The following is a 7,295-nucleotide window of genomic DNA, read 5'->3' on the forward strand; positions in this document are numbered from 1 at the left end:
GGTGCCCGTCTGGAACGGCCTGACCACCGAGTTCCATCCGACCCAGATGATCGCGGACATGCTCACCGTCAAGGAGAACTTCCCCGGAGGCCTCAAAGGCCTGAAGTTCGTCTTCATGGGCGACGCCCGCAACAACGTGGCGAACTCGCTCATGGTCGTCTGCTCCAAGCTGGGCCTGCATTTCGTCGCCTGCGGCCCGAAGGACCTCATGCCCGAGGCGTCGCTCGTCGCCCAGTGCCGCGAGATAGCCGAAGAGACGGGCGCGACGATCACTTTGACCGACGACGTCGACGAGGCCGTCTCCGGCGCGCACGTCGTCTACACGGACATCTGGGTGTCCATGGGCGAGCCGGACGAGCTTTGGGAGAAGCGCATCAAGCTCCTCGAACCGTACCGCGTGACCGCGCAGGTCATGGCGAAGGCCGACGCCGAGGCAATCTTTATGCATTGCCTTCCCTCATTCCACGACACGAACACGACGATCGGCGCCGACATCGCCGAGAAGTTCGGCGTGACTGAAATGGAGGTCTCCGACGAGGTCTTCAGATCTGCCAAGTCCAAGGTCATGGACGAGGCGGAAAACCGCATGCACACCATTAAGGCCGTCATGTACGCAACACTGTCGTAGCTGCATGGGGCGCCGCTGTGGCGTGAACGAACAGTCCCGGCCCCTCGCGGGCCGGCCCTTACAAAGGAGTATGAATGCAATCAGACAAGCGCATGGTCATTGCCCTCGGAGGAAACGCGCTAGGAAAGACCCCCGAGGAGCAGCTCACGCTGATCGGCGCTGCCGCCGAGGCGATCGTCGACCTGATGGACGGCGGCTACAACGTCACGGTCACCCACGGAAACGGCCCCCAAGTGGGGATGATCAAGGTGGCCACGGACGTCTCTGCGGACAAGGGGGGCGGAACGCCGCTTATCCCGTTCGCCGAGTGCGGCGCGATGTCCCAGGGGTACATCGGCTATCACCTCCAGCAGGCGATCGGAAGGGAATTGAAGAAGCGCGGGTCGGACAAACAGTGCGTCTCGGTCGTCACGCAGACCGTCGTCGACGTGCAAGATCCCGCCTTCCAGAATCCCACCAAGCCTGGCGGTGCATTCTTCAGCGAGGAGCGCGCCAAGGAGCTCATGGCCGAGACCGGAAACACCTACGTGGAAGACGCCGGCCGCGGCTGGAGATGGGTCGTTCCCTCTCCCTTGCCGTCCGCGATCGTCGAGGCCGCAACGGTCAAAACGCTCATTGATGCGGGCGCCGTCGTCGTCGCCTCCGGCGGCGGCGGAATCCCCGTCGTCGAGGACGGCGACGGGTACAAGGGGGTCGCGGCGGTCATCGACAAGGACCGCTCGGCCGCTCTCCTGGCTTCCGACATCGGCGCGGAACTGCTCGTCATCCTCACGGCGGTCGACAGGGTCAGCCTGAACTACAACACACCCGATCAGACAGACCTGGAGTCGATGACCGTTGAGGAAGCCCGCAAACACATCGACGAAGATCAATTCGCCAAGGGGTCGATGCTCCCCAAAGTCGAGGCGTGCTTGAACTTCGTCGAAGGGGGTGAGGGGCGCAAGGCCCTCATCACCTCACTCGTGAGGGCAAAGGACGCCCTCGCCGGACAAACTGGCACATATATAACGATGTAGCGGCGAAACCTTCGTCGCTGCACGGTGCGGGCCGGGACGCCGGCCGACAGCCTGCCAGCCGCTTACTGACACCTGGCTGGCCGTCGATTGGCCGACGCCAGGCGCTCGGCCCGCACCCCCCATGAAGGGAACTTCATCATGTCGACGACGACAAACGACGTTGTGGACACCACAACGGAAAAGAAAAAGAAGAGGGGAAAGTGGACGTTCCCCGGTGCATTCACCATCCTTTTCGTCCTCACCATCCTCACGGTCCTGGCGACGCACGTCGTCCAGGCGGGATCCTATTCCAAATTGGAGTACAAAGGAGACACGTTCTCCATCACCGAGCCGAGCGGCAAAGTCGACACAATGCCTGCCACGCAGGAGACCCTCGACAAACTCGGCGTGAAGATCGCCCTCAAGAAATTCGAGAGCGGGGCACTGACTAAGCCCGTCTCGGTTCCAGGAACGTACAAGGAGCTCAAAGGCCATCCGGCGGGCGTCCAAGACGTGACCAAGTCGATGGTCAAGGGCACGATCGAGGCCATCGACATCATCGTGTTCATCTTCGTCCTAGGAGGTTTGATAGGCGTCGTCAGAGCGGCGGGGGCCTTTGAATCGGGCCTCTTAGCTTTGACGAAAAAGACCAAGGGGCGCGAGTTCGCCCTCGTCTTCGCCGTGTCCGTATTCATGGTGGTCGGCGGAACGACGTGCGGGTTGGAGGAGGAGGCCGTCGCCTTCTACCCGATCCTCTGCCCCGTCTTCATCGCCCTGGGATACGACTCGATCATATGCGTCGGGGCGATTTTCCTTGCGGGGTCGATGGGAACGACGTTCTCGACCATCAACCCGTTCTCTTCGGTCATCGCCTCCAACGCCGCGGGCATCCAATTCACCGACGGCATTTGGTGGCGCGCGGCGGGCTGCCTCGTCGGCGGCGTCGTGGTGATCCTCTACCTCTACTGGTACGCCAACAAGATCAAGAAGAACCCCAAAGCCTCGCTCACTTACGAGGACCGGGAAAAGTTCAACAAGCAGTGGGCCGTCGACGTCGGCGACTCCGCCGGCGACTTCACGTGGCGCAAGAAGGTCACCCTCATACTCTTCGTCTCGGCCTTCGTCCTCATGGTCTACGGAGTCATGCAGCTCGGCTGGTGGTTCCCCGACATGGCGGCGTCCTTCCTGGCGATCACGATCGTCATCATGTTCATCGTGACGACGGGCAAGGAGCGGCTCAAGGAAAAGCAGCTGGTCGACGCTTTCACGGACGGCGCCTCCAGCCTGGTGGGCGTTTCGCTCATCATCGGCCTGGCCCGCGGCATCAACACCATTATGAACGAGGGAAAGATTTCGGACACGCTCCTCGAAGGCGCCTCCAACCTCGTTCAGGGCATGAACGGGCCCGTGTTCATCATTATGATGATGCTCATCTTCTTCGTCCTCGGCTTCGTCGTGCCGTCCTCTTCGGGCCTGGCCGTTCTGGCCATGCCGATCATGGCGCCTCTCGGCGACTCGGTGGGAATCGAGCGTTTCATCATCGTCTGCGCCTACCAGTGGGGCCAATACGCGATGCTCTTCCTGGCGCCGACCGGTCTGGTCATGGCGACGCTGCAAATGCTGGACATGAAGTTCTCGGCCTGGCTGAAGTTCGTGTGGCCGATGGTGGTCTTCGTCCTCGGCTTCGGCGGGGTCATGCTCGTCACCCAGGTGCTTGTGTACTCCTAGTCGCCCCTCCCAGGGCTGCCGCAATTTGAGAGCGGGGCCGGCCGGTTTCCGGCTCCGTCTCGGCATTCGGTACGGCCAGGGGAGAAGCGGGGGCGGAGGGGATGCCCCTTCCGCCCCCGCTTTCGCTGCGTTGTAAAGGAAATGCGGGCGGCTTCGCCGCGTGGACCGTGTGAACGCCGAGGGAGGCGTGACGTACAATCTTCAGCGGAAACCTAGGGAAAGGCACTCATGTCCACACAAGCTCTCAGCCCGTTGGACGAGGCGGCCGTCGCCGAGGCCGTCGAGGCGGCTCGGCGGGCGTTCGCCGAAGCGTCCACGCTCGCGGAGCTGAAATCGGCCCGGCTCGCCCATTCCGGCGACGCCGCTCCCGTCACCCGGGCGAACGCCCTCATAAAAGGATTGGAGAAAGCGGACAAACCTGTGGCGGGCAAGCTCATGGGCGTGGCGCGCAAACAGATTCAGGCCGCGTTGGCCGAGGCGACGGCCAGGCTCGAGGCCCAAGAGGCCGCGGCCGCTCTGGAAAGGGAGAAGGTCGACGTCACCGTCCCCACGCGTCGCAATCCACGGGGGGCCCGCCATCCGCTCACCGTGCTCGTCGAGGAAGTCGCCGACTTTTTCATCGGCATGGGCTGGGAGATCGCCGAAGGCCCCGAGGTTGAGCATGAGTGGTTCAATTTCGACGCCCTCAACTTCGGGCCCGACCATCCGGCTCGCCAGATGCAGGACACCTTCTACGTTTCGGGCGTGCAGACCGTCGCAGGCGCGGCGGCCGGCGTCGCTGCCGCCGACGGCGAGGGAACGGCCGGCGCGGCGGGGGCCTCGGAGGGCGCGGGTGCGTCTGACAAGACAGCGGGCGAGGTCGAGGCCCAGCCCGGCCTTGTGCTGCGCACGCACACGTCGCCCGTGCAGGGGCGCGAGATGCTCGAGCGCGGCGCCCCGCTGTACATCGCGTGCCCGGGCAAGGTGTTTCGAACGGACGCGCTGGACGCGACGCACACTCCCGTCTTCCACCAGGTGGAGGGCTTGGCCGTGGACAAGGGCCTGACGATGGCCGACCTCAAGGGCACGCTCGACCATTTCGCCCGGGCAATGTTCGGCCCCGAGGCCAGGACGCGCCTGCGGCCGTCGTTTTTCCCGTTCACCGAACCGAGCGCCGAGATGGACCTGTGGTTCCCGCAAAAGAAGGGCGGCGCCGGCTGGATCGAGTGGGGAGGCTGCGGCATGGTCAACCCGGAGGTTCTGCGCAACGCCGGGATCGACCCCGACGAGTACACCGGATTCGCCTTCGGCATGGGCTTGGAGCGCACCCTCATGCTCCGCCACGGAATCGCCGACATGCGCGACATAGTCGAGGGAGACGTGCGCTTCTCCCTCCAGTTCGGAACCACAGGAAGGGGCAATTGAGATGCCGCTCGTACCCACGCAATGGATTGCCGAGCACGTCGAGATTCCCGAAGGCCTGACGGCTCAGGAACTGGCTGCGGCGCTCGTCAAAGTCGGCCTGGAAGAGGAGACGATCCACTCCGCGGAGGTCACCGGGCCCGTCGTTGTCGGCAAAGTGCTTGTCCGCAGCCCCGAAAAGCAGAAGAACGGCAAGGTCGTCAACTACTGCCGGGTCGACGTCGGCGAGCACAACGACGCCCCCGGAACAGGCAAGGAGCCGAGCGACCTTCCCTCGCGCGGAATTATTTGCGGCGCGCACAACTTCGACGTCGGCGACTACGTCGTCGTCTCACTGCCCGGGGCGGTCCTTCCCGGAGGCTTCGCCATCTCGGCGCGCAAAACGTACGGGCATCTCTCTGACGGGATGATCTGCTCGGCGCTCGAGCTCGGGCTGGGCGAGGACCACGACGGGATCATCGTCCTCGCCGCCGCGGGGGACGAGGAGGCCGCCAAGGAGCTTCCCGGCGTCGGCTGTGACGTTCTGCCCTACCTAGGAATCGGCGGGGAGACGCTGGAAATCAACATCACCCCCGACCGCGGCTACTGTTTCTCCATGCGGGGCGTGGCGCGGGAGTACCACCACTCGACGGGCGCCGCGTTCACCGACCGGGGACTGCCCGAAAGCCGCCAGAACTTCCTCGATCCGGCAGAAAAAGCCGATTCGATCCCTTCGGGCACGGAGAACGGATTCGCCGTCGAGGTGCGCGACGAGTCCCCGATTCACGGCAACGTCGGATGCGACCGCTTCGTCACGCGCATCGTCAGGGGAATCGACCCGAAGGCCGAAAGCCCCAAGTGGCTGCGCGACAGATTGACGGCCGCCGGAATGCGGCCGATCTCCCTGGCTGTGGACGCGACGAACTACGTCATGCTCGACCTCGGCCAGCCTCTGCACGCCTACGACCTCGACAAAATGCGCGGGCCGATCGTCGTTCGCCGCGCGAGGGCGGGGGAGAGGCACACGACGCTCGACGACGTCGAACGCACCCTCGACCCCGAGGACCTCCTCATCACCGACGCCGCCGCCGAGCGCGTCCTCGGAATAGCCGGCGTCATGGGCGGCGCGGACACCGAGATCACAGACGAAACCGTCAACGTGCTGATCGAGGCCGCGCATTTCGATCCGGTCTCCATCGCGAGGTCGGCCCGCCGCCACAAGCTGGCGAGCGAGGCGTCCAAGCGCTTCGAGCGAGGCGCGGATCCCGAGCTGCCGCCGGTGGCCGCCCAGAATGTCGTGGATTTGCTCGTCGAGTACGGCGGCGGCACGGCCGGCGACGAGGTTTTCGACCTGCGGACTTTCTCTGCGCCCGAAACGCAAGATTTCCGGCTGTCGGAGGTGGAGCGGCTGACCGGGCTTGACCTTTCCGACGAGCGCATCATCGACGTTCTGAGGGAGATCGGCTGCAAGGTCGAAGTCCCCGGGGACGGAGCCTCCGGCGCATCCGACGAACCGAGCGCGGATCGCCCTGCGCCCGCGGGCAACGGCTCTGTCGGTGGCTCTGGCGTCGCCGAAGAATCCGACGCTGAAGAACTTATCGCCGAAAAATCTAAGAACGGCGCTTCGACGGGCGGGGAGAAGACAGTGCGGGTCACTCCGCCGACGTGGCGGCCCGACCTCGTCGGCCCCGCCCATTTCGTCGAGGAAGTGGCCCGGCTCGTCGGCTACGACGAGATTCCCGTTCGGCTGCCCCGCGCGAACGTCGGCCGTGGGACCACGGCGGCTCAGCGGGCGCGGCGGGACGCGGCGAGGAGCCTCGCCGAGCAGGGCTGGGTCCAAGTGCTGTCCTATCCGTTCATCTCGGCAGACGCGCTCGAACGGCAGGGAATCGCCGCGGGCGACGAGCGCCGCCGTCTGCTCCGGCTCGCCAATCCGCTGCAGGAGGACGCTCCGTACCTGCGCAGCTCGATCCTCGACTCCCTGCTTGAGACCGCCCGGCTGAACGTCTCCCGCTCCAATCCGTCCGTCGCGGTTTTCGAGCAGGGCCTCGTTACGCGGCCCGGCAACCTCGTTCCCGCCGCCCCTGCGGGCGTCGGCGCAAGGCCGAGCGACGCCGAGTTGAAAGCCCTCCATTGCGCGATCCCCTCCCAGCCCCATCACGCCGCCGGCGTCGCCTGCGGTCCGAAGACGCCGGCCGCCTACGGCTACACGCCTGAACCCTGGGACTGGAGGGATGCGATTGAGGCGGCCTTCAGCGTCGCCGCCTCCGCCGGGGTCGGCGTGGCCGCCGTGGCCGCTGAGTGCGCCCCTTGGCATCCCGGCCGGTGCGCACGCATCCAGTCGAAAGACGGGCGGACCGTCGGCTACGCCGGCGAACTCGCGCCCGCTGTGTGCAAGGCGTGGGGGCTGCCAGCCCGATCGGTCGCCTTCGAAATCGACATAGACGCCCTCACGGGCGCGGAGGGCGGCAAGGCGACGTCGAGCGCCGCGCCGCTCGAGGTGAGGCCGGTCACCACCGCCCCGGCGGCGACAGAGGACATCGCCCTCGTCGTCGACTCCGACG

General features: G+C 65.5%; 5 protein-coding genes. All 5 read left to right on the forward strand.

Features of this window, described 5'->3' with window-relative positions; all coding sequences use genetic code 11:
- Window positions 1-628, forward strand: a 628-nt coding sequence (locus ACO48X_RS10155) for a Rossmann-fold NAD(P)-binding domain-containing protein (protein WP_485001972.1), incomplete at its 5' end; no start/stop codon positions are given.
- A gap of 74 nt (window positions 629-702) precedes the next feature.
- Complete coding sequence (arcC, locus tag ACO48X_RS10160; protein WP_485001973.1) at window positions 703-1,644, forward strand: carbamate kinase; 942 nt, start codon at window positions 703-705, stop codon at window positions 1,642-1,644.
- Between the two features lie 138 nt (window positions 1,645-1,782).
- Window positions 1,783-3,351, forward strand: a complete 1,569-nt coding sequence (locus tag ACO48X_RS10165; RefSeq protein ID WP_485001974.1) for a YfcC family protein — start codon at window positions 1,783-1,785, stop codon at window positions 3,349-3,351.
- A 228-nt stretch (window positions 3,352-3,579) separates the two neighbouring features.
- Window positions 3,580-4,755, forward strand: a complete 1,176-nt coding sequence (pheS, locus tag ACO48X_RS10170; protein WP_485001975.1) for a phenylalanine--tRNA ligase subunit alpha — start codon at window positions 3,580-3,582, stop codon at window positions 4,753-4,755.
- Between the two features lies 1 nt (window position 4,756).
- The coding region (locus ACO48X_RS10175; protein WP_485001976.1) for a phenylalanine--tRNA ligase subunit beta at window positions 4,757-7,295 on the forward strand (2,539 nt) is incomplete at its 3' end.

The organism is Peptidiphaga sp. (assembly GCF_057238965.1).

What these genes read in the sequence shown, in the direction of transcription:
- arcC (WP_485001973.1), top strand. Translation starts at nt 703, where the DNA reads ATGCAATCAGACAAGCGCATGGTCATTGCCCTCGGAGGAAACGCGCTA.
- ACO48X_RS10165 (WP_485001974.1), top strand. Translation starts at nt 1,783, where the DNA reads ATGTCGACGACGACAAACGACGTTGTGGACACCACAACGGAAAAGAAA.
- pheS (WP_485001975.1), top strand. Translation starts at nt 3,580, where the DNA reads ATGTCCACACAAGCTCTCAGCCCGTTGGACGAGGCGGCCGTCGCCGAG.